This is a genomic window from Pseudomonas sp. WT-JTC, from assembly GCF_056711565.1.
On the sequence record NZ_CM160042.1, the window covers coordinates 4240430 to 4265480 of the forward strand.

The 25051-nt window shown below is 61.0% G+C and carries 27 protein-coding genes; 18 read left to right on the plus strand and 9 right to left on the minus strand.

Annotated elements, in window-relative coordinates:
* The first annotated feature begins 111 nt into the window (after positions 1 to 111).
* Positions 112 to 672: a lipid-binding SYLF domain-containing protein gene (locus AC06G5_RS19300; RefSeq protein WP_480457339.1), complete on the plus strand. Its 561-nt coding sequence runs from the start codon at positions 112 to 114 to the stop codon at positions 670 to 672.
* A gap of 93 nt (positions 673 to 765) precedes the next feature.
* On the opposite strand, the gene AC06G5_RS19305 is transcribed toward AC06G5_RS19300, so the two are convergent.
* The 3 genes from AC06G5_RS19305 to AC06G5_RS19315 all read right to left on the minus strand — a co-directional run bounded on the left by AC06G5_RS19305 (position 766) and on the right by AC06G5_RS19315 (position 1933).
* The gene (locus tag AC06G5_RS19305; protein WP_480457341.1) at positions 766 to 1293 is read right to left on the minus strand and encodes a GNAT family N-acetyltransferase; all 528 of its coding nucleotides are present in this window, start codon (positions 1291 to 1293) and stop codon (positions 766 to 768) included.
* A 190-nt stretch (positions 1294 to 1483) separates the two neighbouring features.
* On the minus strand, positions 1484 to 1669 hold the full coding sequence (locus AC06G5_RS19310) for a hypothetical protein (protein ID WP_480458099.1): 186 nt from the start codon (positions 1667 to 1669) through the stop codon (positions 1484 to 1486).
* Positions 1670 to 1738: 69 nt separating this feature from the next.
* The gene (locus tag AC06G5_RS19315) at positions 1739 to 1933 is read right to left on the minus strand and encodes a hypothetical protein (protein WP_480459911.1); all 195 of its coding nucleotides are present in this window, start codon (positions 1931 to 1933) and stop codon (positions 1739 to 1741) included.
* A 58-nt stretch (positions 1934 to 1991) separates the two neighbouring features.
* Between AC06G5_RS19315 and AC06G5_RS19320 the strand changes: the two genes are divergently transcribed.
* The 6 genes from AC06G5_RS19320 to AC06G5_RS19345 all read left to right on the plus strand — a co-directional run bounded on the left by AC06G5_RS19320 (position 1992) and on the right by AC06G5_RS19345 (position 7672).
* Positions 1992 to 2126, plus strand: a complete 135-nt coding sequence (locus AC06G5_RS19320) for a hypothetical protein (RefSeq protein ID WP_413704468.1) — start codon at positions 1992 to 1994, stop codon at positions 2124 to 2126.
* Between the two features lie 295 nt (positions 2127 to 2421).
* Positions 2422 to 3918 (plus strand): methyl-accepting chemotaxis protein, encoded by a 1497-nt coding sequence (locus AC06G5_RS19325; RefSeq protein WP_413704467.1) that lies wholly within the window; start codon positions 2422 to 2424, stop codon positions 3916 to 3918.
* 195 nt (positions 3919 to 4113) lie between these two features.
* Positions 4114 to 5703 carry an ArnT family glycosyltransferase gene (locus AC06G5_RS19330; protein ID WP_413704466.1) on the plus strand — a complete coding sequence of 530 codons (1590 nt, stop codon included), beginning with the start codon at positions 4114 to 4116 and terminating at the stop codon, positions 5701 to 5703.
* Positions 5704 to 5850: 147 nt separating this feature from the next.
* Positions 5851 to 6255, plus strand: a complete 405-nt coding sequence (locus AC06G5_RS19335) for an antitoxin Xre-like helix-turn-helix domain-containing protein (protein ID WP_057399936.1) — start codon at positions 5851 to 5853, stop codon at positions 6253 to 6255.
* Positions 6249 to 6941 (plus strand): RES family NAD+ phosphorylase, encoded by a 693-nt coding sequence (locus AC06G5_RS19340; RefSeq protein ID WP_413427527.1) that lies wholly within the window; start codon positions 6249 to 6251, stop codon positions 6939 to 6941. Before AC06G5_RS19335 ends, AC06G5_RS19340 begins: the two co-directional genes overlap by 7 nt.
* A gap of 251 nt (positions 6942 to 7192) precedes the next feature.
* Positions 7193 to 7672, plus strand: coding sequence for a phage infection protein (locus tag AC06G5_RS19345; RefSeq protein WP_413704465.1), 480 nt, complete (start codon positions 7193 to 7195; stop codon positions 7670 to 7672).
* 69 nt (positions 7673 to 7741) lie between these two features.
* On the opposite strand, the gene AC06G5_RS19350 is transcribed toward AC06G5_RS19345, so the two are convergent.
* The 4 genes from AC06G5_RS19350 to AC06G5_RS19365 form a co-directional block, all read right to left on the minus strand.
* Positions 7742 to 9310, minus strand: coding sequence for a DHA2 family efflux MFS transporter permease subunit (locus AC06G5_RS19350; protein ID WP_413704464.1), 1569 nt, complete (start codon positions 9308 to 9310; stop codon positions 7742 to 7744).
* A complete protein-coding gene (locus tag AC06G5_RS19355) occupies positions 9307 to 10398 on the minus strand; it encodes an HlyD family secretion protein (protein ID WP_413704463.1) in 1092 nt (363 codons plus the stop codon). The genes AC06G5_RS19350 and AC06G5_RS19355 overlap by 4 nt, the downstream gene beginning before the upstream one ends.
* Before the next feature lie 97 nt (positions 10399 to 10495).
* Positions 10496 to 10909 (minus strand): cupin domain-containing protein, encoded by a 414-nt coding sequence (locus tag AC06G5_RS19360; protein ID WP_413704462.1) that lies wholly within the window; start codon positions 10907 to 10909, stop codon positions 10496 to 10498.
* Between the two features lie 43 nt (positions 10910 to 10952).
* A complete protein-coding gene (locus AC06G5_RS19365) occupies positions 10953 to 11705 on the minus strand; it encodes an SDR family oxidoreductase (protein WP_413427531.1) in 753 nt (250 codons plus the stop codon).
* A gap of 262 nt (positions 11706 to 11967) precedes the next feature.
* Here AC06G5_RS19365 and AC06G5_RS19370 point away from each other — a divergent pair, with 262 nt between their 5' ends.
* The 11 genes from AC06G5_RS19370 to AC06G5_RS19420 all read left to right on the plus strand — a co-directional run bounded on the left by AC06G5_RS19370 (position 11968) and on the right by AC06G5_RS19420 (position 22629).
* Positions 11968 to 13557 carry a winged helix-turn-helix domain-containing tetratricopeptide repeat protein gene (locus AC06G5_RS19370; protein WP_413427532.1) on the plus strand — a complete coding sequence of 530 codons (1590 nt, stop codon included), beginning with the start codon at positions 11968 to 11970 and terminating at the stop codon, positions 13555 to 13557.
* Between the two features lie 381 nt (positions 13558 to 13938).
* On the plus strand, positions 13939 to 15312 hold the full coding sequence (locus tag AC06G5_RS19375) for a glutamine synthetase family protein (RefSeq protein ID WP_413428266.1): 1374 nt from the start codon (positions 13939 to 13941) through the stop codon (positions 15310 to 15312).
* Positions 15313 to 15319: 7 nt separating this feature from the next.
* Complete coding sequence (locus AC06G5_RS19380) at positions 15320 to 16711, plus strand: aldehyde dehydrogenase family protein (RefSeq protein WP_480458105.1); 1392 nt, start codon at positions 15320 to 15322, stop codon at positions 16709 to 16711.
* Between the two features lie 3 nt (positions 16712 to 16714).
* Complete coding sequence (locus tag AC06G5_RS19385; protein WP_413428268.1) at positions 16715 to 17875, plus strand: iron-containing alcohol dehydrogenase; 1161 nt, start codon at positions 16715 to 16717, stop codon at positions 17873 to 17875.
* Positions 17876 to 18035: 160 nt separating this feature from the next.
* Positions 18036 to 19586 (plus strand): amino acid permease, encoded by a 1551-nt coding sequence (locus AC06G5_RS19390; protein ID WP_413428269.1) that lies wholly within the window; start codon positions 18036 to 18038, stop codon positions 19584 to 19586.
* 196 nt (positions 19587 to 19782) lie between these two features.
* Complete coding sequence (locus AC06G5_RS19395; RefSeq protein ID WP_480458108.1) at positions 19783 to 20073, plus strand: DUF7693 family protein; 291 nt, start codon at positions 19783 to 19785, stop codon at positions 20071 to 20073.
* An 81-nt stretch (positions 20074 to 20154) separates the two neighbouring features.
* Positions 20155 to 20733 (plus strand): chorismate mutase, encoded by a 579-nt coding sequence (locus AC06G5_RS19400; protein ID WP_413428271.1) that lies wholly within the window; start codon positions 20155 to 20157, stop codon positions 20731 to 20733.
* 131 nt (positions 20734 to 20864) lie between these two features.
* Positions 20865 to 21239, plus strand: a complete 375-nt coding sequence (locus AC06G5_RS19405; RefSeq protein ID WP_413428272.1) for a hypothetical protein — start codon at positions 20865 to 20867, stop codon at positions 21237 to 21239.
* Entirely contained in the window at positions 21236 to 21436 is a 201-nt protein-coding gene (locus AC06G5_RS19410; protein ID WP_007988375.1) for a helix-turn-helix transcriptional regulator, read from the plus strand. Before AC06G5_RS19405 ends, AC06G5_RS19410 begins: the two co-directional genes overlap by 4 nt.
* Positions 21437 to 21463: 27 nt before the next feature.
* The gene (locus AC06G5_RS19415; RefSeq protein WP_413704461.1) at positions 21464 to 22198 is read left to right on the plus strand and encodes an SGNH/GDSL hydrolase family protein; all 735 of its coding nucleotides are present in this window, start codon (positions 21464 to 21466) and stop codon (positions 22196 to 22198) included.
* 2 nt (positions 22199 to 22200) lie between these two features.
* A complete protein-coding gene (locus AC06G5_RS19420; protein WP_480458112.1) occupies positions 22201 to 22629 on the plus strand; it encodes a nuclear transport factor 2 family protein in 429 nt (142 codons plus the stop codon).
* Between the two features lie 146 nt (positions 22630 to 22775).
* Here AC06G5_RS19420 and AC06G5_RS19425 read toward each other — a convergent pair whose 3' ends face one another.
* Together AC06G5_RS19425 and AC06G5_RS19430 are read right to left on the minus strand one after the other, a co-directional pair.
* Complete coding sequence (locus tag AC06G5_RS19425) at positions 22776 to 23900, minus strand: agmatine deiminase family protein (RefSeq protein ID WP_480458114.1); 1125 nt, start codon at positions 23898 to 23900, stop codon at positions 22776 to 22778.
* Between the two features lie 49 nt (positions 23901 to 23949).
* Entirely contained in the window at positions 23950 to 25050 is a 1101-nt protein-coding gene (locus tag AC06G5_RS19430; protein WP_480458116.1) for an extracellular solute-binding protein, read from the minus strand.
* Between the last annotated feature and the right edge of the window lies 1 nt (position 25051).

Below are 25051 nucleotides of genomic sequence, written 5' to 3' on the forward strand. Positions count from 1 at the left end.
TGCAAATCACACACTTTAGGGTGCGCCGGATAACTTTCAGTGGGTTCGGTCCTGTCCAACGCGGGCGCGGACTGCTGCTTTCATCCAATACCCCCTTGTCGGAGTACGCAAATGACTCAATCAATGCGCTTCTTCCTGTCGATCTTCCTCGCAACGGCATCATTGGCCTCGGCGAGTCTCCTGAACACTGCGGGTGCGGCCACCGCCGAAGATCTGAATGCCGACTCTCGGCAAGCGTTACAAACGCTCTACAAGACCCAGCCCTTTTCTGAAACCATCTCGCACAAAGCCAAGGCTGTGCTTGTCTTCCCGAAAATCATCAAGGCGGGCCTTGTATTCGGCGGCAGCTATGGCGAAGGCGTATTGATGAAGGGCGCGAAAGTAGAGGATTACTACAACTCCGTCAGCGGTTCATGGGGGCTACAGGCAGGCGCCCAGTCGTATGGCTATGTGGTTTTCCTGATGACCGACAAAGCCGTGAAATATGTCGCTGAAACCAAGGGTTGGGAAATCGGCATAGGACCAACGGTTGTGGTGGTTGATGAAGGGGTTGCGAAGAACCTGTCCAGTTCGACGCTGAAGGACGACGCGTACGCGTTTATCTTCGATCAGCAAGGGTTAATGGCCGGGATCAGCATCGAAGGCACCAAGATTTCCCTGATCAAGCGTTAAAACCGGCCCCGCAGGACAATCAACCGCCTGCATACCGGTTGAATCCACAGTCAAAAGCGTTCATTGAGCAATGGCTCTGTTGCTGAGTGAACGCTATGGGGATTGGGGCACCCGCCACGACATGGCGCATCGGCTACCGGGTTCGAAACCGTGGCCATACTCTTGTGCCAGGATGTCTGCCAAACGCCTATCCAATGTTGCCCCGGCGTTTTCCCGGAACCCTAGACGCCGGTAAAAGGGGGCATTCCACGGCACCTGGGTAAAGGTCGTCAGAGTCACGCAACGCAGCTGGTTGGATCGCGCATGGTCCATCGCCGTTTCAACCAGCTTTCGCCCCCAGCCCTGGCCCTGCATGGACTGTCTGACCGACAACTCATCAATATGAAGATCACTGCCATGGCGTTCTGCGCTCAGGAAGCCTTGAGGCTGCCCTTGAGCATCCACGGCAACCCAACACATCGATAGCGCGATTAACTGCCGATGGCGATCGACTGTCAGGGTGGCGGCATCCGCAAGCCAACCCAGTCCTTCGATCGAACGGAATGCCTGCGCAGCGGAACGTTCAATGCGGGGCAACAACGACGCATCAGCGGGCACAGCCAGGCGAATGTGTGCAGGCATGAGATTTCTGTTCTGTGGCTCGGTGGAAAAATGGATTTGACAGCTGTGCGCTCAGTAAAGATTAAGCTTCTGGATGTTTGTGGACATATGTCAACTGCCGTTTGGAATCATAGACGGTCCGTCGCGAGCGGCCGTTATGGGTCGGTTGCTGCCCTTGGTGACAGGCAGAAATCGGAGTGAGGGCAAGAGACTAGATCAGTCGAACCACAACCGTGACGACGACAAAGGTAGCCAGTGCCAGCGCGGCACCGATGCTGAACGACACCACAGCAGAGCGGATCGCGTTCGGGGCGGGGCTACGCATCTCTTCGGCAAAAGCTGCAACGTCGCGGTGCAGTTGTTCAATGCTGGATTGATTCGCAGGTTGTGTGGACATGATGCTACTTCCTGTACAGGTCACGGAGCATGTCTGCTGCGTGAGCTCATATTGGGCAAGTACCGAGGCTCAGAACTTCGCCCAAAGACCGACAGCGGCGACAATGGGGGTCACCCTGCCAGCCTCTACCGCGAACGGATACCAGAAGGTCTCTTGCTTGAGTTTGCTTTGTTCCGCCATGAATTTGCGGGTTTCGGCCATGAACCTTCGGATTTCACTCAGAGCACATTCCCCAAGCGCCAAACGACCCAGCCCACAGTCAATTAGCTAAACTTCACCAATAACCCACTTCGCAAATCCCTGAAAATTCAGGAGGCGAACCATGAGCAAACAACCGCAACCCCAAAGCCGCTCCAACCCCCAACCCAGATCTCGCCCGCTTGTACCGAACCTGCGGAGCAAAACCGGCAACAAGTCCGGTCGCCTGCGCGGCAACTATCCGCCGAAGAAATCGTAATTGCCCCTGGAGTACGACAGGCTTTGCAATGGAGCCCGTCGTAGTCCCCCGCCAATTCAGCATTAATTGCCTCTATATCGGACATTTTTTCCACGTGCGACGTCGTACCTGCCAAGAATGATGGCCAAGGGCTACGCTCTCCACGGCGTCTCAAATACAGCTAGGCCATGCCGCCAACAGATTCGCACCCCTGACTCTGAAAATGTCTGCCCCCTTAACGTACCCAAGCCTTCGCGATGTCCCGTGTTGCCATAAACCCTGCTTTTTCTGGCTCATTTACATGGAGTAAGCGTACATGCCCTTCCCCCCTCGTTTCCTAGACCACTACCGCAAAGCCGACCGCATCATGCTGGGCCTGATCTGGCTGATGTTCGTCTTCGCGGTGGGCCTGGCGTTCTGGCACGACACCTTCATGCAGGCATTGCTGGTGGGCGGTGGTACCAGTGTGCTGTTGACGCTGTTGTATCGCGCCATCGGCGGGTCGCGGTGGATGCGCTGTTTGCTGGGCGTTGGCCTGATGGTGATGGCCGCGCTGCATATCAATCAGGCCGAGGGGGTCATTGAGTCGCACTTCGGGATTTTTGCGTTGTTGGCGGTGTTGACGTTTTATCGGGACTGGCTGCCGATCCTGGTGGCTGCGGTGACGATTGCGCTGCATCACGTGGCGTTTCATGTGCTGCAGCATCAGGGTTTTCCGGTGTATGTGATGGCGCATCACGGGGGCTGGACGATGGTGTTCGTTCACGCTTTTTATGTGCTGATGGAGACGGTCGCGCTGCTCTATCTTGCGGTGCACAGCCAGGCCGATGCGGTGGAGAGCCAGGACATGCTGGACAAGATGCTCGCCACCACGTCTCAGTTCACCGGCGGTGCCGGCCAGGGTGACAAGGCGCGGGTGCATGTGTCGCTGGCCCAGCGCTTCGATCAGTTCCTGATGCAGATCACTGCGTTGGTGGACGGCGTGGTGCGTGACTCTCAGGGTTTGGGTGAGTTGGGCCAGGAGTTGGCCAAGGCCAGTAACACGCTGGAGAAAGGCGCGAAGCATCAGTTGACGGAAATCGCCCAGATGACCGGGTCGATGCAGCGCATGGGCGATGCGATGGAGCACATTGCGGTGCATGTCGAGCATGCCGTTGAGCACGCGGGCCAGGCCACTGTGCAGATCACCCGCGGGCAGGAAAGCGTGAACCGTGCGCAGCAGGAAATCACTCAGTTGGCGTCGCGCCTGAAAGGCACCAATGAAACCGTGCAGGTGCTGGCCGGGCAGGCACTGCAGATCGGCACGGTGCTGGAGGTGATCAGCAGCATTGCCGAGCAGACCAACTTGCTGGCGCTCAACGCGGCCATCGAAGCCGCGCGCGCCGGCGAGCAAGGCCGGGGCTTTGCGGTGGTGGCCGATGAAGTGCGCAGCCTGGCGCAGCGCACGGCGGTTTCCACCAAGGAAATCCGCACTATCATCGAGGCCTTGCAGCAAGGCAGCCGCAAAGCCGTGGAGGCCATGCAGGACAGTCGCGAAGGTGTGGAGCGTTGTGTCGAGGACAGTCAGTTGGCGGCGGCGATGTTGCGGGCGGTAGGCAGCGACATCTCGCAGATCGATGAGCTCAATGGGCGAATTGTCACTACCACCCGCGAACAATCCACGGCGAGCTTCGAGATTGTCGGGCGCTTGCAGTCGGTGCAGAGCATTGCGCAGAACACGGCCGATGATGTGCAGACGCTGGCGTCGAGCAGTCGGCGCTTGCCACCCATTGCCACGCGCCTGGATGCGTTGGGGCGTACTTTTCATCAATGATGGAGCCGTGGTTTGCATGAATAATTGTTCATCGTGCAGATCACGGCCTTGCGCCTATTGATGTAGCGGCCAGCTCCAGACCAGAGCTAATGGTTTATTCGCAATCTGCTGACAATCCCATCACATTTCGCCCGATAGCCTTGTTGCTCCAGCCGCTTCTCCGTCGCCACGGTGAGCGCAACGTGCGAAACAGTGATGAAAAATTCGTTAGTCCGGTTTGTGAAAAGTGACCAGGGTGCGCTGATCCTCTTGCTTGGCGTATCTGCGCTTCTATTGCTTTTCGGATTGGGCGCAAGGGAGCTTTGGGGGGCGGAAACGCGCTGGGCGAATATCGCGTTGCAGATGTTGCAGACCGGCGATTATTTCGACCCTTACCTCAAGGGCATGCCCTATTACGACAAGCCGCTGCCGTCCTATTGGTTGATTACCGCCACTGCCCATCTGATGGGTGGCCTCGGGCACTGGTCGCTACGCCTGCCTTCAGTTCTGTCGGCGTGGTTGAGTGTCTGGCTGGTCTACCTGATCGGTGAACGGCTCTATGGCAAAGGCACCGGTTTGATTGCCGGCTGGTTTCTGGCGACGACCTTCTTTTTCGTGTTCTGGGCGCGGGTCGCCACGGCAGACGTGCTGACGGTTTGCGGTGTGCTGGCGGCAGTGTGGTGGTATTGGCGCGGCCCGGATGACACGCGCCTGAGTCGCTACTGCGTGTTTTTCCTGATGCTGGCACTGACCTCGCTGTTCAAGGGCTTGATCGGGTTCATCCTGCCGGGGCTGATGCTGTTGCCGCATCTGCTTGGCGAGGGACGCTGGAAAAACCATCTCAATCCACGTCTGTTCCTGGCGATGCTGGTGGGTGGCGTGGTCTACATGCTGCCGTTCATATTGTCGCAACGTTACGGCACGCCGACTTTTGGGCCAAGTGGGCTGGGCCTGGTGTTTCAGGAGAACGTGGTTCGATTCTTCAAGCCATTCGACAACATTGGGCCGATCTATACCTATCTGCTGTATCTGCCGGTCTATACCCTGCCCTGGGCGCCCTGCTGGATGCTCGGCCTGTGGCTGGCAGTGCGAGGCTGGAAGCACACCGAAGCCAACGTTCGCTGGCTGATCCTGGGCCTCGGCCTGCTGTTCCTGTTCTTCACCGCCAGCGGCAGCCGGCGCAGCTATTACGTGTTGCCGCTGGTGCCGTTTGCGCAATTGCTGGCGGCCTGGTGGGTCACTCGGCGCATGGCCGCACGTCAGGCGGCCGGTAAAGCCGGCGGCCCCGGCTGGACGAAAGGCATTGCCGGGGCAGCCGGGTTCTTGTTGTTGATCCTTGGCGTTGTCTACCCCTGGACCAATGGCGGTGGCGGCGGAGTCATTCAGTTCACCCAGGATGTGCGCGCCGAAGCGATCAAGACGGCGCCATGGAACGAATGGCGCATGGTGCTGGTGGATGTCGACAACAAGCTGCCCATGTACCTGCAAAATCACGGCTCGCCGTTCTACTACGTGCTCCCGGATTCGGACATTCCACAAACCGGTGACAGTGCTGCGCTGATGGCGTGGCTGGAAAAGAAAAGTGGCGAGACCTGGAATCCGGACCGCACGATCATCGTGGAGCAATACAAGGATATCCATCAATTGCCGCTGGATTATCTGACGGCCGACCATCAGTTGATCACCACCAAGCCCAACAACGGCGCCCGGTTGTTCCATTCAACAGAAAATGGCAGTGCCGCCTTCATTCCCCATGGGAAAACGGCGGTGACCGGGCAAGCGGTAACGCAGGCATTGGATCAATGATGTATTGAGGTGAGCTATCAACAAAAACGGGCGCTTAAGGGGGCGTCCGTTTGTTTAGGTGCGAAAGTCCACTGGTCGCGGCAATATTGCTCTACAGATTCAATAAAACTACATTTGAATCTACAGATTCAGATAGAGCACACAAACATGGCCGTCCCCATCCAAGCCCAATCCTTCACAAAAAACCAATGCGTCACCGGCCTGCGTGCCGCGGTGAGCATTCTGGAAAAGTGGAAGGCCACCGGCGATCAGGCCTGTCGCATCCTGCGCATTTCCCGCAGCACTTACACCCGCGCCCGTCAGCGTGACCCGGATTGGGCGGTGGCGCTGGATGCGGACCAGATGCAGCGCATCAGCTTTGTGCTGAACATTCATGCGACGTTGCGGCTGGTGTTCGACAACCCGGACAACGTGTATGGCTTTGCCTCGATGGCCAACGACAACGAGTTTTTCAACGGGCGTTCGCCGCTGGAGATCATGGCCCAGGGCGACATGATTTCGCTGTATGAAACCTTCCGCCGCATCGACATGTTGCGGGGGGCGCAATGGTGATGGCGAGTGAGCTGACGGTGTTTGCCGGCCAGTCGTTGCAGGCTTATCGCCTGGTCAATTCGAAGTTTCCGCCCATTGCGTTGTTTGATGACGTGGCGGACGCGGATGAATTTGAAGTGTTGTTCGAGATTCAGGCGCTGACCAATCCGCGGTTGAAGAATGAAGTAGGTCAGCTTGAGTTGATTGCGCGCAGCGAGATTCCGTTCGGGATTGCGGGTTGCTCTTACGCCATCGCGCCGTTTACCCATGTGAATCCGGCGGGCTCGCGTTTCAGTGACGGCAGTTTTGGTGTGTTGTACCTGGCGGATTCGATGGAAGCGGCATTGGCCGAAGTACGGCATCACCAGGCCCTGTATTGGTCGAAGGTGCCGAGCCTGAACTATGAGCGCTTTGTGTTTCGCGGGTTGGCGTGTGCGTTTGGCGATGGCGGGATGAAGGACGCTGCGGCCCTGCCGATAAGCGATCCGGTGTATGCGCCGGACGACTACAGCCATTCCCGAGTCCTGGGGCGGTCGGTGCGGGACGCCGGTTGTCCCGGTCTGCGATATCACTCGGTGCGGATGCCGGGCAGTCATTGCTGGGCGCTGATGACACCGCGACCGGTTTCGTCGATTGTGCAGACGGCGCATTACGAGATGGTCTGGAATGGGCAGATCACCAGTGTGAGCCAGATTAGTGAGGCTTGAGCCCCGTTGTCAGACACATGAAAACCTGTGGGAGCGGCGGTGCGGCGATCCGACTTGCTCGCGAAGGCGGCGTGTCAGTCGCTAACGATACTGAATGTGCCGGCCTCTTCGCGAGCAAGCCCGCTCCCACAGGGATCTGCGATCCATTGACTGCGTCGATAGTCACCATTGATTCAATGAAGTTCTCTTAAAAAATCTCCGGCGTAACATCTGCTCCATACCAACCCATAAGCACCCCGGAGCACACCATCATGAAACGCCAAACCCTCCTCAGCATCGCTTTCTCGGTTTTCGCAGTTAACGCTTTCGCCGCTACCTCTGCTCAACCTGTGGTCGCTGAAGGCGGCTCGGATCGTCTGATTGAAAGCCTTGTCGCCGAGGGTGGTTCCGATCGTTTGATCGAGAATCGTGTGGCTGAAGGTGGTTCGGATCGCCTGTTGGAAAAACGTGTGGCCGAAGGCGGTTCCGACAAACTGCTGCAAAACCGCGTAGCCGAAGGTGGCTCCGACAAACTGCTGCAGAACCGCGTCGCTGAAGGCGGCTCCGACAAGCTCCTGCAAAACCGCGTCGCCGAAGGTGGTTCCGACAAACTGCTGCAAAACCGTGTCGCCGAAGGCGGCTCCGACAAACTGCTGCAGAACCGCGTCGCTGAAGGCGGCTCTGACAAACTGCTGCAAAACCGCGTTGCCGAAGGCGGTTCGGATCGCCTGATCGAAAGCCGCGCTGTCTGAATGCAGTGCTTTACCGCAGGACTCAACGAAAAGCCCGGCCTCAACAGCCGGGCTTTTTCGTGCGGGTCATCAATTCGCCGCTTGCTCATGCACTTTCGCGTATCGCGAGAGGCCAATTTTGATGCCGACCAGGATGGGCGCGGCAAAGACGAACAGCAGGGCCACGGCGAAGAATGCCGTATCGAAGGCAATCACCGTGGCCTGACCTGACACCGCTTTGCCCAGCAGGCTCGTGGCTGCCCGGCCAGCGGCCACCTGATCCATGCCCTTCCCTGCCAGCATCGTGGTTGTGGTCATCAGCCGTTCGATGAGCGCGTGCCCTCCCGGGGTGACGTTGGCGCCCAGGACCACGCCATTGCTGACCACCTGATGGTCGATCAAGGTCTGTAGCCCGGCGACCCCCATCAGGCCCCCCAACTGACGCCCTGTATTGAACAGGCCGATGCCGCTGGCCAGGTTGCGGCTGTTGAGGTGACTGAAGGCAATCAGCGTGATCGACAGAAACAGGAAGCCAAGCCCCAGGCCGCGCAACAGGATGGCCGCCATCATGTCGTCGCTGCCGCTTTCGCTGGTGGAGCCGGACAGCATCCACATCGCTGCCATGATCAGCAGGATGCCCAAGGGCACGGTCGCCACCGGCGGCACGCGGCGTACCTTGAACAGATAGGCGGCGATGAGCAGCGAACCGACAAAAAAACCGCCACTGGGCAACAGCAGCAAGCCGGCATCGGTCGGTGTGAAGGCGAGTACCGACAGGGCGAACGCCGGGATCAGGTAGGCGCTGCCGAACAGCGCGGCACCGGCAACGAAACTGACGCAAAAAGCAAAGGTAAAATCGCTTGATCTGAACAGGCTGAAGTCGAGCAGCCCCTGGCCGTTGGCCAACACCTGTTGGCCGAGAAAGACCAGCAGCGCGGCGCTACCGATCACCGTCAGCATCAGGATGCGCGGCTCCTCGAACCAGTCCCAGCGACTGCCCTGGCTGAGCACGTAGGTGAAACAGAACAGGGCTACAGAGAGCAGCGAGAACCCGAGCCAGTCGAACGAACGTTGCCGGCCCCGGGCAGGCACAGGGTGGTCAGCGATTAGCAAGAGGCCGGTCGCCGCCAGGGCCAGCGGCACCACGCTGAAGAAGATCCAGGTCCAGGACTGGCTATCGATCAACCACCCTTGCAGGGCTGGCGCGAGGGTCGCCGACGCGACCACCGCCGCCATGGCGAACAGGGCTTGCAGGATTGGCTGAAGCGCGCGTGGATAGCCACGAAAGATGATCGCCTGGCCCGCCACCAGCAGCGCACCGCCAGCGAAGCCTTGCAGGATGCGCAGTGTGATCAGCAACTCCAGCCGAGCGGTGATGGCAGCCACACCGCACGTCAGGCCCATGGCCAGGGTGGCGCCGATGATCACATTGCGCGCAGAAAATCGCTGCATCAGCCAAGGAGCGATCATGAACCCGATCAGCTTGAGTGCGATGTAGCCGACATCCAGCCAGGCGAACTCGTCGGGCGTGGCATGGGTGTCGCCGATGATGTCGCTGCGGCCGAGGGCCAGCACGGTGCTGGCGATCGCTTCCGTCAATGCCGCCAGGACGATGCCCGCGATGAGCAGGATGCCGGTCGACGGCCTGGCGCGGCTCATGACCCGGCCCCTTGTGATACCTCCACCCGTGCGGACAGGCCCGGCACGATGCGCCCCGGCAGCGGGTTGTCAGCCAGGCGGATCTTCACCGGAACGCGCTGCACGACTCGCACAAAGTTCCCGGTGGCGTTGTCGGGTGGCAGCAGACTGAACGCCGAGCCACTGCCCGGTGCAAAGCTGTCGACCACGCCATTGAGTGCCGCATTGGGGTAGCCATCGACCGTGACGCGCACGTGCTGGCCGGGGCGAATCTGTTCGAGCTGGGTTTCCTTGAAGTTCGCCACGACCCACACATCCTTGACCGGCACGATATCGAGCAGGGATACGCCCGGCGTGACGAAGCGGCCGAGGCGGACCTGACGGTTGCCGACCACGCCGTCCACCGGCGCATGCACCACGGTGTGCTCGAGATCGATCCGGGCGAGATCGCGCGCGGCCTCTGCCTGGCTTACAGCCGCTACGGCCGCCCCTCTCTCGGCCACCAACACCGCGATGTTTTGCTGTTGCGCCTCGACCGTTGCCGAAGCGGCCGATACCGAGGCGGCGGCTCTGGATTGCGCCGTGCCGGTTTCATCGACCAGGGCCTGGCTGACCGCGTTGCTGACGATCAGTTTGCGGCTGCGGTCGTGGGTCTTGGTCGCCAGGTTCATGTCGGCGGTGGCCGAGCGTCTTTGCGCTTCGGCCTGCCGGATCAGCGCATGCTGAAGCTGGATTTGCGCATCGACATGGGTCAGGCGCGCCTGGGCGGCGCTGACATTGGCCTCGGCTTGCGCGAGTCTGGCGCGATAGTCGCGGTCATCGATCCGAAACAGCACATCACCGGCGTGCACGGTCTGGTTGTCCTCGACCTCCAGCGCCGTGACATAGCCGGCGACCTTGGCGGCCAGCGAGGTGACGTCCCCGCGGACATAGGCGTTGTCGGTCGAGGTCACGCCACTTGAAAACGCCAGCGCCCCCCAGGCCGCCACGACCACCAGGGCACTGACGCACAGCAACACGCCGATGGTCTTGCGCCGGCTACGTGGTACCACGCCGCCCGGGGTGCTGGTGCTGGCGGCAATGGCCGCGTTGTCCTGGAGCGCGTTCATTTTTTCATTTCCTGTGCAGTACCTGGAACTCCAGCAGCCACAGGGCGGCAGTGGTCTGCCGCCCGGCTGTCGAGCCCTCATGAGCGCGTTGATCGGCTCACTGTTTGATCGGTGTCACGAGTACCTTTTCGTCGGTGTCGAGGACGAACACCGCCAACAGGCGTGCAGGTTGAGTGTCGCTGGCGTTGGCGCTGACCAGGTGCACGGAGCCCGGTTCCTCTACGAAGTTTTCGCCGGTCTTGTAGATCTTTTCCGGCTGGCCTTTGACCTGGATGCGAAACGAACCCTCCAGCACCGTTGCATAGATGAAGGCCGTTTTCGGATGGGTGTGGGCCGGCGACGCGGCACCCGGCCCATACTCGACGACCACGCCCCTCATGCTCTTGCCGGGGATGTTGGGAATGGGACGGTCGAACACCACCGTCACCTTGCCGGGGGGCGGCTCGGCGGCCGAGGCGGCGCTGATCGAGAGCACTGCGAAGACGGCGGCCATCAGCAATCGGGTAACCATGGGATTTCTCCTGGATTCGTGGGAAATGTAAGAGTGCGATCCGTTACTGCGCTGTCGACCGGGCCAGCCAGTCGTCGAAGCGAATCGCCCCCAGACGTGCGTTCTTGCCGGTGACCAGCGATTGGTCATTGAGTACGGCCCCGAAGTAGCGCGCATGCACGTCCGGCACGACCTTGCGGCTATCCTGGGTCGCTTTCAGATAACGCCTGGCCAGTTCGTCGATCGGCATGGTTTCCGGGCCGCCGACTTCAACCGTGCCATTGACCGCTGCTGCCAGCACGACATCGGCCAGCGCCGCTACCACGTCGTCGGAGGCGATCGGCTGGATCAGCGCCGGCGAAGCATGAATTTCCTCGCCAACGGCGAACGACTGGACAATGCCGCCGGCAAACTCGGAGAACTGCGTGGCACGCAGAATGGTGTAAGGCATGCCGGACGCCTTGATAAGGGCTTCCTGCGCGACCTTGGCCCGGAAATAGCCGGTATCGGGAAGCCGTTCGCTGCCGACAATCGACAGGGCAACATGATGACGAACCCCGGCAGCGGCTTCGGCGGCCAGCAGGTTACGGCTCGACGTTTCAAAGAAATCGAGAACGGCCTGGTCCTCCCACGACGGCGCGTTCGCCACGTCGACCACCACATCAGCGCCATCCATCGCTTCGGCCAGGCCTTCGCGGGTGATGCTGTTCACGCCCGTGCTGGGGCTGGCGGCGAGTGCGTCATGGCCGCGCTCGCGCAGGGTGTTCACAAGTTTCGATCCGATGAGGCCGGAGCCTCCGATGACGACGATCTTCATGGTTTTCTCTCTCCACTTGTCGAACGCAACCATTGCGTTGGTGTGTAGGAGAGTGCCTGCGTGCAGGAGGGAAGTCCTTGTGCCGGGCTTGGATTTGCCTTGGAGAAAGCCTTGAAATACGTCCAAGGCAGAGGCTGTTCGTCCCACCCCTCTGGCGCGGACGGTGCAGCGGGTGTCGAGCTGCCGTATCATCCGTCACAGTTAACAGCCGCCAGCCGCCCGGGACACGGCGTTGAGGGCGCTTCGCCAGGGGATGCTCGATTTGCAATTCGCTTTTGAAGACTACGTACTCGATCAAAAACGCCGGGAGCTGACCTTGCGCGGGCAGGTCGTGGCCGTCGGACCGCAGGTCTTCGACCTGTTGCTGCTGTTCGTCAACAATCCCGATTGCGTCCTTGGCAAGGACGAATTGCTCAAGGCGGTGTGGGGCGGCCGGATCGTTTCGGAGTCAACGATCACCAGCCACATCAATGCGGTGCGCAAGGCCATTGGCGATACCGGTGAGGAGCAGCGCCTGCTGCGCACCGTCGCCCGCAAGGGCTACCGCTTCGTTGGCCGGGTCCAGGTCGACATGACCGGGGAAGCGAAACAGCCTGATATCGATGAGCGCTCGACCGCCGCCCCGGAACAAATCCCCTCCCCTACGCTCGTCCTGCCGGAAAAACCCTCGATCACTGTCCTGCCCTTCCAGAACCTGAGCGGCGATCCGGAGCAGGAATATTTCGCCGATGGCGTCGTGGAGGACATCATCGCTGCCCTGTCGCGTATTCGCTGGCTGTTCGTCATCGCGCGCAATTCGAGCTTCACCTACAAGGGCCGGTCGGTGGACGCCCAGGGTGTCGGCCAGGAGCTGGGCGTTCGCTACGTGCTCGAAGGCAGCGTGCGCAAGTGCGGGAACAAGGTGCGCATGACCGGGCAACTGATCGACGCGACCAGCGGGACGCACATCTGGGCGGAGCGCTTCGAAGGCACGCTCGACGATATCTTCGAGCTGCAGGACCAGATCACCGAAAGCGTCGTCGGCGCGATCGCGCCACAACTGGAACGGGCGGAAATCGAACGCGCCAAGCGCAAGCCGACGGAAAGCCTGGACGCCTACGACTATTACCTGCGCGGCACGGCAAAACTGCACAGCGGCGGTCGGGAAGCCATCGAGCAGGCGCTGCCGATGTTCTACAAGGCTATAGAACTCGATGCGGAATTTGCCTCGGCCTATGGCATGGCCGCCTGGTGCCACTTCTGGCGCAAGATCAATGGCTGGATGATCGACCGGCCTGCAGAAATCGCCGAGGGCATACGGCTGGCGCGTCTGGCGGTGGCCCTCGGCCGGGATGATGCGGTTGCACTGACGCGCGGCGGACATGCCCTGAGCCATCTCGCCGGTGAAATCGACAGCGGCATTGCCCTGCTCGACAGGGCGCGCCTGCTCAATCCCAACCTCGCCCCCGCCTGGTTTCTGGGCGGTATCCTGCGAGCGCTGCACGGTGAAACAGACGCCGCCATCGAGCATTTGAACCATGCCGTGCGCTTGAGCCCGCTGGATCCGGAGATGTTCAGGATGCAGGTCGGGATGGCGCTTGCGCATTTCTTCGCCGGGCACTTCGATGTCGCTGCAGACTGGGCGGAAAAGGCACTGGGCAACCTGCCCAGCCTGCTGCCCGCGGCGACGCTGGTAGCGGCCAGTCATGCACTCGGCGGACGAATGGACAAAGCGAAGTGGGCGATGCAACGCCTGCAAGCGCTGGATCCCTCTTTGCGCCTGTGCACCCTCAAGGACTGGCTGCCCATTCAACGGCCTGAAGACTTCGCCCGTTTCGCCGATGGACTGCGCTTGGCCGGCCTACCGGAGTGAAGGCCCCTGACCTGTACCTGTACCTGTACCTGTACCTGTACCTTTACCTTTACCTTTACCTGTAGGAGCGAGCTTGCTCGCGAAGAACTCAAGAGCACCACGATTAGCCAGTAGCCCCTCGTAATCGTTGACGACCTTCGCGAGCAAGCTCGCTCCTACAGGGTTCGGGGTTCAGGGTTCAGGGTCCGGCATCAAAGTTCATACGCCGTTTCGGTCGTGCGTTGGCTTTCACCTGGCAAAACTCACAGTTTGCAACGGTAGGCTAAGCTTTGATCAACTCGTTGCTCATGATGCTCGGTTCTGCAGGTTTTGGGTGTTTCTGGAGAGCGTCTGCAACAGCGATCTCAGACTGGCCCAAACCTTTCACGCAGGATTGACGTGATGACCGAGCCCCTCCTCAGTTTTGATGAACTCAAGCGCGCCGCGGCTGCCGGCGAAATCGATACCGTGCTGGTCTGCATGATCGACATGCAGGGACGCCTGGTCGGCAAACGATTCCAGGTCGAGTTTTTCATCGACAGCGGCCACGAAGAAACCCACTGCTGCAACTACCTGCTGGCCGATGACATTGACATGGAGCCGGTGCCGGGTTACGCCGCAGCCAGTTGGAGCAAGGGCTATGGCGATTTCGTACTCAAGCCGGACATGTCCACCCTGCGGCGCGTTCCCTGGCTTGAATGCACGGCGCTGGTGCTGTGCGACGTGCTCGATCATCACCATCGCCAGGACCTGCCCCACAGCCCTCGGGCGATTCTGAAAAAACAGGTCGAGCGCCTGCACGCGCGCGGCTATACCGGCATGTTTGCCTCGGAACTCGAGTTCTATCTGTTCGATGAGAGCTACGAGGCGATCCACGAGCGCAACTATCACAAACCGAAAACCGCCGGCCATTACATCGAGGACTACAACATCCTGCAGACCACTCGCGAAGAGCCAGTGCTGCGGGCGATTCGCAAGCATTTGCAGGCATCGGGAATTCCCGTGGAAAACTCCAAGGGGGAATGGGGCCCGGGCCAGGAAGAGATCAACATCCGCTACGCTGATGCCATGACCATGGCCGACCACCACGTCATCATCAAGCACGCCTGCAAAGAGATCGCGCAGTTGCAGGGCAAGGCGATCACCTTCATGGCCAAGTGGCGCTACGACGCCGCCGGCTCCAGCAGTCATATCCATAATTCGCTGTGGGACAAGAACGCCAAAAAGCCGCTGTTCTTCGACGTCAAAGCCGAATTCGGCATGTCGAAACTGATGCGTGCCTGGGTCGCCGGGCAGCTCAAGTACGCCAACGACATCACCTGCTTTCTCGCGCCCTACATCAACTCCTACAAGCGCTTTCAGGCTGGCACTTTTGCGCCGACCCGGGCGGTGTGGAGCCGCGACAATCGCACCGCCGGCTTTCGCTTGTGTGCCGAAGGCAGCAAGGCGATCCGCATCGAATGCCGCATCGGTGGCGCCGACCTCAACCCCTATCTGGCCTTCGCCGCGTTGATCGCAGCGGGCCTGGCCGGTATCGACGAGAAGCTCGACCTCGCGCCGCCGTTCGAAGGTGACGCCTACCTGGATGAGCATTTGCCGGAAGTGTCCAAGACCCTGCGCGAGGCGAGCGCCGCACTCAAGGCCTCCAGCATGTTGCGCAAGGCGTTCGGCGATGAGGTGGTCGATCACTACGTGCACACCGCCGAGTGGGAGCAGAAAGAGTACGACCGGCGAATCACCGACTGGGAATTGCAGCGCGGCTTCGAGCGCTATTGAGAACATCATGACTGCGAAGGTTCAACTGATCTCCCCGGTCGATGGCCGGGTGTACGTCGAACGCGAGGTGGCCGATGCGGCGCAGGTCGAGCAGGCGCTGACGGCCGCTGCCAGCGCACAGGTGTCATGGCAACGCCGCTCACTGAGCGAACGCGCAGCGTTTTGCACTGCCGCAGTGGACGCGATGCTGTCGATGCAGGCGGACATCGTGCCGGAGCTGGCCTGGCAGATGGGCCGCCCGGTGCGTTATGGCGCCGGCGAACTGCGCGGTTTCGCCGAACGCGCCCGGCACATGATCGCTATCGCGCCGCAGGTCCTGGCCGCTGTGGAACCAGAACCCGTGGCGGGATTTCGACGCTATATCAAGCGCGAGCCGCTGGGCACGGTGCTGGTCGTCGCCCCGTGGAATTACCCCTACCTGACGGCGGTGAACACGATTATCCCGGCGCTGATGGCCGGCAACAGTGTGATCCTCAAACATGCGTCCCAGACGCTGCTGGTGGGCGAGCGTTTCGCCGAGGCCATGCGTCGCGCAAAACTGCCCGAGGGGCTGTTCCAGAATCTGCTGCTCGACCATGTGTCGACCGGGGCGATCATCGCTTGCGGGCGCGTGCAGCAAGTGAACTTCACCGGTTCCGTGGAGGCGGGCAAAGTCATGGAAAGCGCCGCCAGCGGACAATTTCTCGGCATGGGCCTGGAGCTCGGCGGAAAAGACCCGGCCTATGTCCGCGCAGACGCCAACCTTGAACATGCGGTGGAAAATCTGGTGGACGGCAGTTTCTTCAATTCCGGGCAGAGTTGCTGCGCCGTGGAACGTATCTACGTCGACCAGAAAATCTTCCCGGTGTTTGTCGAGCGCTTCGCCGAATTGACCCGCCAGTACGTGCTGGGCAACCCGCTGGACGAAGCCACCACCCTCGGTCCGCTGGTGACACCGGGCGCCGCATTCTTCGTTCGTGGCCAGATCGCCGAAGCGCTGGCCCAGGGCGCAACGGCGCTGATCGATCCGCAGGCATTTACCGCCGACGTACCGGGCAGTGCCTACCTCGCGCCGCAGGTCCTGGTCGATGTCACCCATCAAATGTCGGTCATGCGCGATGAAAGCTTTGGCCCGGTGGTCGGCATCATGCCGGTGGCCAGTGATGACGAGGCCATTGCCTTGATGAACGACAGTGAATTCGGGCTCAGCGCTTCTATCTGGACCCGGGATCTCGTAGCGGCCGAACGCCTGGGCAACGAGATCGCCACCGGCACCGTATTCATGAACCGCTGCGATTACCTCGACCCGGCACTGGCCTGGACCGGCGTGAAGCACAGCGGGCGCGGCGTCACTCTGTCGCCATTGGGCTACGAGCACCTGACCCGCGCCAAATCCTTTCATCTGCGTCACGAGGTGTAGACCATGAACCTGACAGGAAACTGGAACTACCCCACCAGCGTTCGTTTCGGTGTCGGGCGCATCGCCGAACTGGCCGACGTCTGTCGCAGCCAGGGTATCCAGCGGCCGTTGCTGGTGACCGACAGCGGCCTGGCGCGCGCGCCGATCACCACGGCGGCGCTGGACGCGTTGCGTGCCGCCGGTCTTGGTGTCGCGCTGTTCTGTGACCTCAAGCCCAACCCGGTGGAAGCCAACCTGGCCGGCGGGCTCGACGCCTGGCGTGCCGGCGGGCACGACGGCGTGATCGCTTTCGGCGGCGGCAGTGGCCTGGACATGGGCAAGCTGATTGCGTTCATGAGCGGCCAGACCCGCCCGGTCTGGGACTTCGAAGACATCGGCGACTACTGGACCCGCGCCGACGACAGCCGCATCGCCCCGGTCATTGCGGTACCGACCACGGCGGGAACCGGTTCCGAAGTGGGTCGCGCGGCGGTGATTATCGACGAACGCACCCACACCAAACGCATCATCTTCCACCCGAAGATGATGCCGCGCGTGGTGATCAGCGACCCGGCCCTCACCGTCGGCATGCCGGCCAAAATCACCGCTGGCACCGGCATGGATGCATTCTCCCACTGCCTGGAAGCGTACTGCGCCCCCGGCTTTCACCCCCTGGCCGATGGCATTGCCGTGGAAGGCATGCGCCTGGTGGCCAATTCACTGGTGAAGGCGGTACACACGCCGTCGGACCTTGAGGCACGCGCGCAAATGCTCGCAGCGGCGGCGATGGGCGCCACGGCATTCCAGAAAGGCCTGGGCGGGATGCATGCGCTGTCGCATCCGGTGGGCGCGCTGTACGACACCCATCACGGCATGACCAATGCCACCTTCATGCCTTACGTCCTGCAGTTCAATCGCACGGCCATCGAGGAGCGCATCACCCGCCTGGCGGCGTACCTGCGCCTGCCCTCCCCGGGGTTCGACAGTTTCCAGGCCTTCGTCCTCAAGCTGCGCAAGGACATCGGCGTGCCCCATACCCTGGTTGAACTGGGCGTGGATGACCGGCAGGCCGACCTGATCGCGGACATGGCGATTGTCGACCCCTCCGCCGGTGGTAACCCGTTGCCATTGACCCGGGACGGCGTGGCAAGGATTTTCGACGCGGCGTTTCACGGCCGTCTGTAGGAGCGAGCCGGCTCGCGATGGACTTGAGGATGACGCGGGGTGTCAGGCTCCCCGCGTCATCGTTGACGCTCATCGCGAGCAAGCTCGCTCCTACAGAAAACCAAGGTCGAGCCTACGGCGGCTCAGTTCGGCCTGTCCAAAACCTGAAGGGGCACACATCATGAACCCAGCAAGCCAGCCCGGCACCGACGCGCACGACGATGACGTCAAGGTGCTGCACAGCATGGGCTATGCCCAGCAACTCTCACGACGAATGGGCGTTTTCTCAAACTTTGCCATTTCCTTTTCGATCATCTGCATCCTCTCGGGTGGCATCAACTCCCTGGCCCAGGGCACCTCGGGCGCGGGGGGTATATCCATCGGGATCGGCTGGCCGATCGGCTGCCTGATCTCCGGGGTGTTCGCCATGGCCATGGCGCAGATTTCCTCGGCCTACCCCACCGCTGGCGGCCTGTACCACTGGGGCTCGATCCTGGGTAACCGCTTCACCGGCTGGCTGACCGCGTGGTTCAACCTGCTGGGGCTGGTCACGGTACTCGGGGCGATCAACGTCGGCACCTATTACTTCTTTTTCGGGGCCTTCGGACCGGCACTGGGCATGGAGGACACGACCACGGTCAGGGTGATTTTCCTGGCGATCCTCACCGGCCTGCAGGCCTTGTGCAACCACTTGGGCATCGGGCTCACCGCCAAGCTCACCGACTTCTCCGGCTACCTGATCTTCGCCACGGCGCTGGCGTTGACCATCGTCTGCCTGATCTCGGCGCCCAGCTACGAGTTCGCCCGGTTGTGGACCTTCAACAACTATTCCGGCGAGTTGGGCGGCAGTGTCTGGCCGCAGGTCTCGAACGGCTGGATATTCATGCTCGGCCTGCTGTTGCCGATCTACACCATCACCGGCTATGACGCCTCTGCGCATACCTCCGAGGAAACCCGCAATGCGGCCATGTCGGTGCCCCGTGGCATGGTCATGTCGGTGGTCTGGTCGTTGCTGTTCGGCTGGCTGATGCTCAGCGCGTTCGTGCTGATGCTGCCGAGCATGGACGACGCGGCCAAACAAGGCTGGAACGTGTTTTTCTGGGCCATGAATACGCAAGTGAATCCGTTGCTTCGGGATGTGCTGTATGTGGCGATTTTCATCTCGCAGGTGCTCTGCGGACTGGCCACCGTGACCTCGGTTTCACGCATGATCTTCGCGTTCTCCCGGGATGGCGGCCTGCCTTGCTCGAAAGCGCTGGCCTCGGTGTCGCCAACCTTTCGCAGCCCGGTGGCGGCGATCTGGACCGGTGCCACCCTCGCCGTGCTGTTCGACTGGGGCTCGTCGGTGATCTCGGTCGGGGCAACGCCGGTCTATACGATCGTCGTCTCCTGTACGGTGATCTTCCTGTTCTTCTCCTTCGCCATCCCCATCGTGCTCGGCCTGTTTACCTTCGGGACTTCGAAATGGCCGACCATGGGGCCGTGGAACATGGGGCGTTTCTGGTACTCGGTGTTCGCCATCCTCTCGGTCCTGTCGATGATCATCATCTTCGTCATCGGCATCCAGCCACCCAACGATTGGGCGCTGTACATCACCATCGGCTTCCTGATCCTGACCGCCATCGTCTGGTTCGGTTTTGAAGCACGACGGTTCCAGGGGCCGCCGGTGGGCGACATGATCGTCAAGCGCCAGGCTGAAATTGCCGCGGCGGAAGCGGCGTTGAACAAATAATCTAAAGGGAATCACTGTAGGAGCGAGCTTGCTCGCGATGGTCGTTAACGATATCGCGTGTTTACTGGCTAAACGTGGTGCTCTTGAGTCCATCGCGAGCAAGCTCGCTCCTACAGGGTTCGGGCGTCATCAACCGGGCTTTTTTGCAGGCTGATGATCTATCCTGTGCCTCCCCGATTCCGCCCCGGAGACACCCGTGCCCGCCCTCACCGCCCGCGAGGTTTACCAACAGTTGCGCGACGCCGCCCAGGGCATTCGCACGTTCAAGCGCCTCGATGAACACTGTGCGTCGAATCCTTTACAGGTCGACATTGACGGCTGGCGCCTGACGCTCGACGTCGACGCCGGCCACCTGCGCCACTGCCTGCACGGCCAGAGCCCCGATGGCCGCGAGTATGCGTTCGACAGCGGGCAGCGCTTCGGCACCGATCCGGTGAGTTTGCTCAGCACCTGGGAACTGGCGCAGATCGAACGGCTGCTGGCCTGAATCCTGCGCAACCTGTCGTTCCCTGGCCGCACTTGTGGTACACAAGCCGCAGTGATTTTTGCGTCCAAGGAGGTTCTGCCCATGCCCCGTTCCCCACGCCTGCCGCACTGGCTGGCCTGCGCCCTGCTCGCTTTGTCCGCTGGCGGTGTCCAGGCCAGCACGACGCCCCCGGCGCCCGATGCCTTGCAACCCTTGCTGGCAACGATGAATGAGCGGTTGAACATCAGTGAACTGGTGGCGCTGACCAAGTGGGACAGCGGCAAACCGGTCCAGGACAACGCCCGGGAAGCGCAGGTCATCGCCAACGCCAGGAAGCAGGCGGCCGAGCGCAAGCTCGACCCCGACGACGTCGCCGACCTGATCGCCGCCCAGATCGAGGCCAGCAAACTGGTGCAATACGGCCGGCTCGCGCAATGGCAAGCCGCGCACAAGGCACCGGACACACCACGGCCGGACCTCAACAACGAAATCCGGCCGAAGCTCGACAAACTGCAAAACCTGCTGCTCAAGCAGTACGCCGATTTCCTGCCCTACCGCAAAGACCCGAACTGCCCGCAATGGCTGGCCTCGGAACGCTCCGCGCTGATCAAGGATGACCTGCATGATCAGGCGTTGATTCGGGCAACCGGGGAGTTGTGTGTTGTGGGTCGATGGCAGTGATGTGATCGAGACGAAGAGCCCGGCCTGATCAGCCGGGCTTTTTCATGCTCCGGCCGACGATGTAAAACACCCTTTACATCCGTGAATTCTCCGGCGAATATGTAAAGGGACTTTTACATCAGGAGGATGCAATGAAACGCTTCTACATCGAAATGGGCGTCGCGATTACGCTGTACACCCTGTTGTTGCTGGTGTCGGTGATTTTGCTTAAAGACCAGCAAGAAATGGCCATGGCGCTGAAGGTCATCGTCACACTGTTGCCTGTAATTCCTGCGGGGCTGATGTGTTGGGCAGTGGTGCGCAATATGCGCACGCTGGACGAAATGCACCTGCGTATTCAGTACGAAGCGCTCGGTTTTGCCTTTGCCGCTTCGGCATTGCTGACCTTCACCTATGGTTTTCTGGAGAATGTCGGCTTTCCGCACGTGTCCTGGGTCTGTGTGTGGCCAGTGATGGGCCTGATGTGGATGATCGGGCTCAGACTTGCCAAGCGGCGGTATCAATGAAAAACCGGCTCAAGGAACTGCGCGCCGAACGCAAGTGGTCTCAGGTCGATCTGGCGGCGTTGTTGAATGTTTCGCGGCAGACCATCAATGCCATCGAAAATGGCCGCTATGATCCCAGCCTGCCCTTGGCGTTTCAGATTGCCCGGGCATTTGCGCTGCCAATCGAGAGCATTTTCGACGATGAGTTCGCTGGGTAATCTCCCTCTTCAATCAGGCGCCTGTCCATGAGCCGCACCGAAACCCTCGCCAAAATCCTGCTCGGCCCGTTGTTGCTGGTGCAGGGCCTGTACACACGGCGGGTGACGCCCCGGTTGCCGGAGGCCGAAGGTGAACGCCTGGGCGAGGCTGGCAGTGGCGACGTTCTGCGCCTGTTGATTGTGGGCGACAGCGCTGCTGCCGGCGTGGGTGCGGCGACTCAAGGTGAAGCCCTCAGCGGTCGGCTGGTCGAGCGCCTGGCCGATGATTATCAGGTGTCATGGAAACTCTGGGCGCGCTCCGGCCTGGATTCGCAAGGGTTGCTGGAGCTGTTGGAACAGCACGCCCCGGAGCCGTTCGATGTGGCGCTGTTGTCGATTGGTGTCAACGACGTCACCAGCTCACTCACCCTGGATCAGTGGCTCGCTCGGCAACAGCGATTGATCGCGCTGTTATGCGACAGATTCGCGGTGAGGCAGATTGTGCTGTCGCCGCTTCCGCCCATGCACCTGTTCCCCGCCCTGCCGCAGCCGCTGCGCTGGTTCCTGGGGTTCAGGGCGCGTCGTTTCAATGCACATCTTGCGGACCTGGCCGCACGCGTGGATCAATGTACGATGCTGAGCACCCCGCTGGCACCCGAACCGGGCTTGATGGCCAGCGATGGTTTTCATCCGGGGCCGATGCTCTACCGTCAATGGGCCGACGATGCCGCCAGGGTGATCGACCAACGTTTTCGCACCACAACAATAAAAAACAGGAGTTGAAGATGTCTGAGCTGAACCTGAACCCCAACGTCGCAACGTCCCTGAAGCAGTGGCACGCGATGATCGGCAAGCGCGACTTGAGCGCCTTGCCCGAAATGCTCGACCCGCAGGCGGTGTTCCGTTCGCCGATGGCACACACGCCGTATCCGGGGGCGCCGGTGGTTTCGATGATCCTCAACACGGTCGTGAACGTGTTCGAGGATTTTGCCTATCACCGTGAGTTGGCCACGCCGGATGGCTTGAACGTGATTCTCGAATTCAGCGCCAAAGTCGGCGAGAAAGAGCTCAAGGGCATCGACATGATCCGCTTCAACGAACAAGGCAAGATCGTCGAGTTTGAAGTGATGGTGCGGCCGCTGAGTGGCTTGCAGGCGTTGGGTGAGGAAATGGGACGGCGGTTGGGGGCTTATCTGAAGGCCAGCAAGGCCTGACGTCCTGATCCCCACCTGTAGGAGCGAGCCTGCTCGCGATGAACTCAAGAGCGCCGCGTTTAGCCAGCAAGCACGCGTTTTCGTTAACGACCATCGCGAGCAAGCTCGCTCCTACAGGTACAGGTTTTGTGTAAAACCGGAAGTCATCACACCATCGGCTGGTGGCTGGTTACGCAGTGAATGCCGCCTCCACCCGCAGAGATTGCGTCAATGTCGATCTGCACCACCTCGCGGTCCGGGTAGAGTTCGGACAGCAGGTCGAAGGCTTTGGCATCCGCTTCCTTGTCGCCGAATTGCGGTGCGATGATCGCGCCATTGATCACGAAGTAGTTGATGTAGCCGGCGGCGAAATCCGGGTTGTCCTTGCTGAACTTGCTGTTGCGCGGCTTGAGCGGTGGCGACACGGTGTGCACCTGCAACTTGCGGCCATCGGCATCCGTGGCACTTTCCAGGATTTCCAGATGGGCGCGAGTGACCTTGTAGTCGTAGGACTCGGGGTCGTTGTCGAGGTTGGCGATCACCACGCCGGGCTTGACGAAGCGCGCATAGAAGTCGACATGGGCGTCGGTGATGTCCTTGCCCTTGATGCCCGGCAGCCAGATGATTTTGCGCAGGCCCAGCCGTTCTTTCAGTTCTGCTTCAACCTCGGCCTTGGTCCAGTCCGGATTGCGATTGCGGTTGATCCAGCTGCTTTCGGTCATGATCCCGGTACCGTGGCCATCCACTTCGATGCCACCGCCCTCGCCCACCAGTTCGCTGCGCAGGTAATCCGCCTTGGCGTTTCCGGCGACCCGGGCGGCCAGTTGCGCATCCTCCTCATGCTGCTGTTTGTTGCCCCAGCCGTTGAAGTTGAAGTCCACGGCGCCAAGGTCGCCGTTGTCATCGACGACAAAATTGGCGCCGATGTCACGCATCCAGATGTCATCCAGCTCGGCGATCACGAAGGTCGTGTTGTGGCTGCCGCATTTGGCTTCGGCCAGGCGTCGTTCGCTCTGGCGACAGAACACGGTGACCGGCTCGTATTGGGCGATGCTGCGGGCGATCCGGCCAAGGGCGTCCTGCACGTGGGGCGTGAAATCCTCCCAGATCGCGGCCTGTGCGCCGAAGGCGATGAAGGCCCGCTGGTGTTTGTCCCCTTCATCGGGCATGTGCCACCTGCCATTACCGGCCGCTCGCACCGGCAGGGAGGCAAAGCCCAATCCCAAGGACGCCACTGCGCCCAGTCCGGCGGCGACCGATACCTGCTTGATGAATGTTCGACGTGTCGGCATGTATTTTCCTGAAATCTCGGGTGTGGCCGGCCCTCGGGCCGGCCAGTGATCATTTAACGGTAGCGGTTTTGAACTTGGTCCAGGTGCGCATGCGTGCCCGCATGTCGGACTGGGGGATGTCCTTGCCGGGAATCAGCCGCGCGTAAGTGGCTTCATCAAGGTAGATGTCCGGGTTGTTGCGCATCACGGCATCGACGTCCGGCCGCGCCTTGGCGTTGGAGGTCGGATAGCCGGTGAAGTTGCTGATGGCTGCCATGTTCTGCGGGCGCATCACAAAGTTGATGAACGCGTAGGCGTACTCCGGATGCTGCGCGTCGACGGGAATGGCCATGGTGTCCATCCACACCGTGGTGCCTTCGCGGGGAATGCGGTAGTGGAAGGTGGTTTTCTTGCCGGCGCTGTCAGAGGTGCGCTGCGCCTGGGTCATGTCGCCGCTGTAGCCGAGGGACACGCACAGGTTGCCGTTGACCAGGTCGGTCACCGGTTGCGACTGGAACTTGCGAATGTACGGCCGCAGTTTCATCAGCAGCTCGCTCGCCGCCGCCAGGTCGGCCGGTTTGGCGCTGCGTGGATCGCGGCCGAGGTAGTTGAGCACCACGGCCAGCACTTCGTCCGGCGAGTCGATCATCGAGATGCCGCAGTCGGCGAACTTCGCCGCCAGTTCCGGTTTGAACAGCATGTCCAGGCTGTCTACCGGCGCGTCTGGCGCACGCTTGGCAATCTGTTCGGCGTTGTAGGTCAGGCCGATGGTGCCCCAGGTATACGGGACCGTGGCCTTGCTCGAATGCTCATAGTGCGAGCGCAGCTTTTGCAAACCAGGCTCGACGTCGTTCAGGGCGGTGATTCTGGACTGATCCAGCGGCTGCAGACTGCCGGCGCGCATCAGGCGTTCAGCCACGGTGTCACCGGGGAAGATCAGGTCGTAGCCACTGCCGCCAGCGAGCATTTTCGCTTCCAGGGTTTCACTGCCATCCATGACATCGTAGATCACCTTGATCCCGGTTTCGGCGGTGAACCTGCTGAGGGTGTCCTCGGCAAAATAATCGGCCCAGTTGTACAGCCGCAGGGTTTTCTCCTCGGCGTGCAGCGCAGGCACCGCACAGGTCAGCGCCAGCCCCATGGCCAGGCACAGCTTGTTGATCGTGTTCATG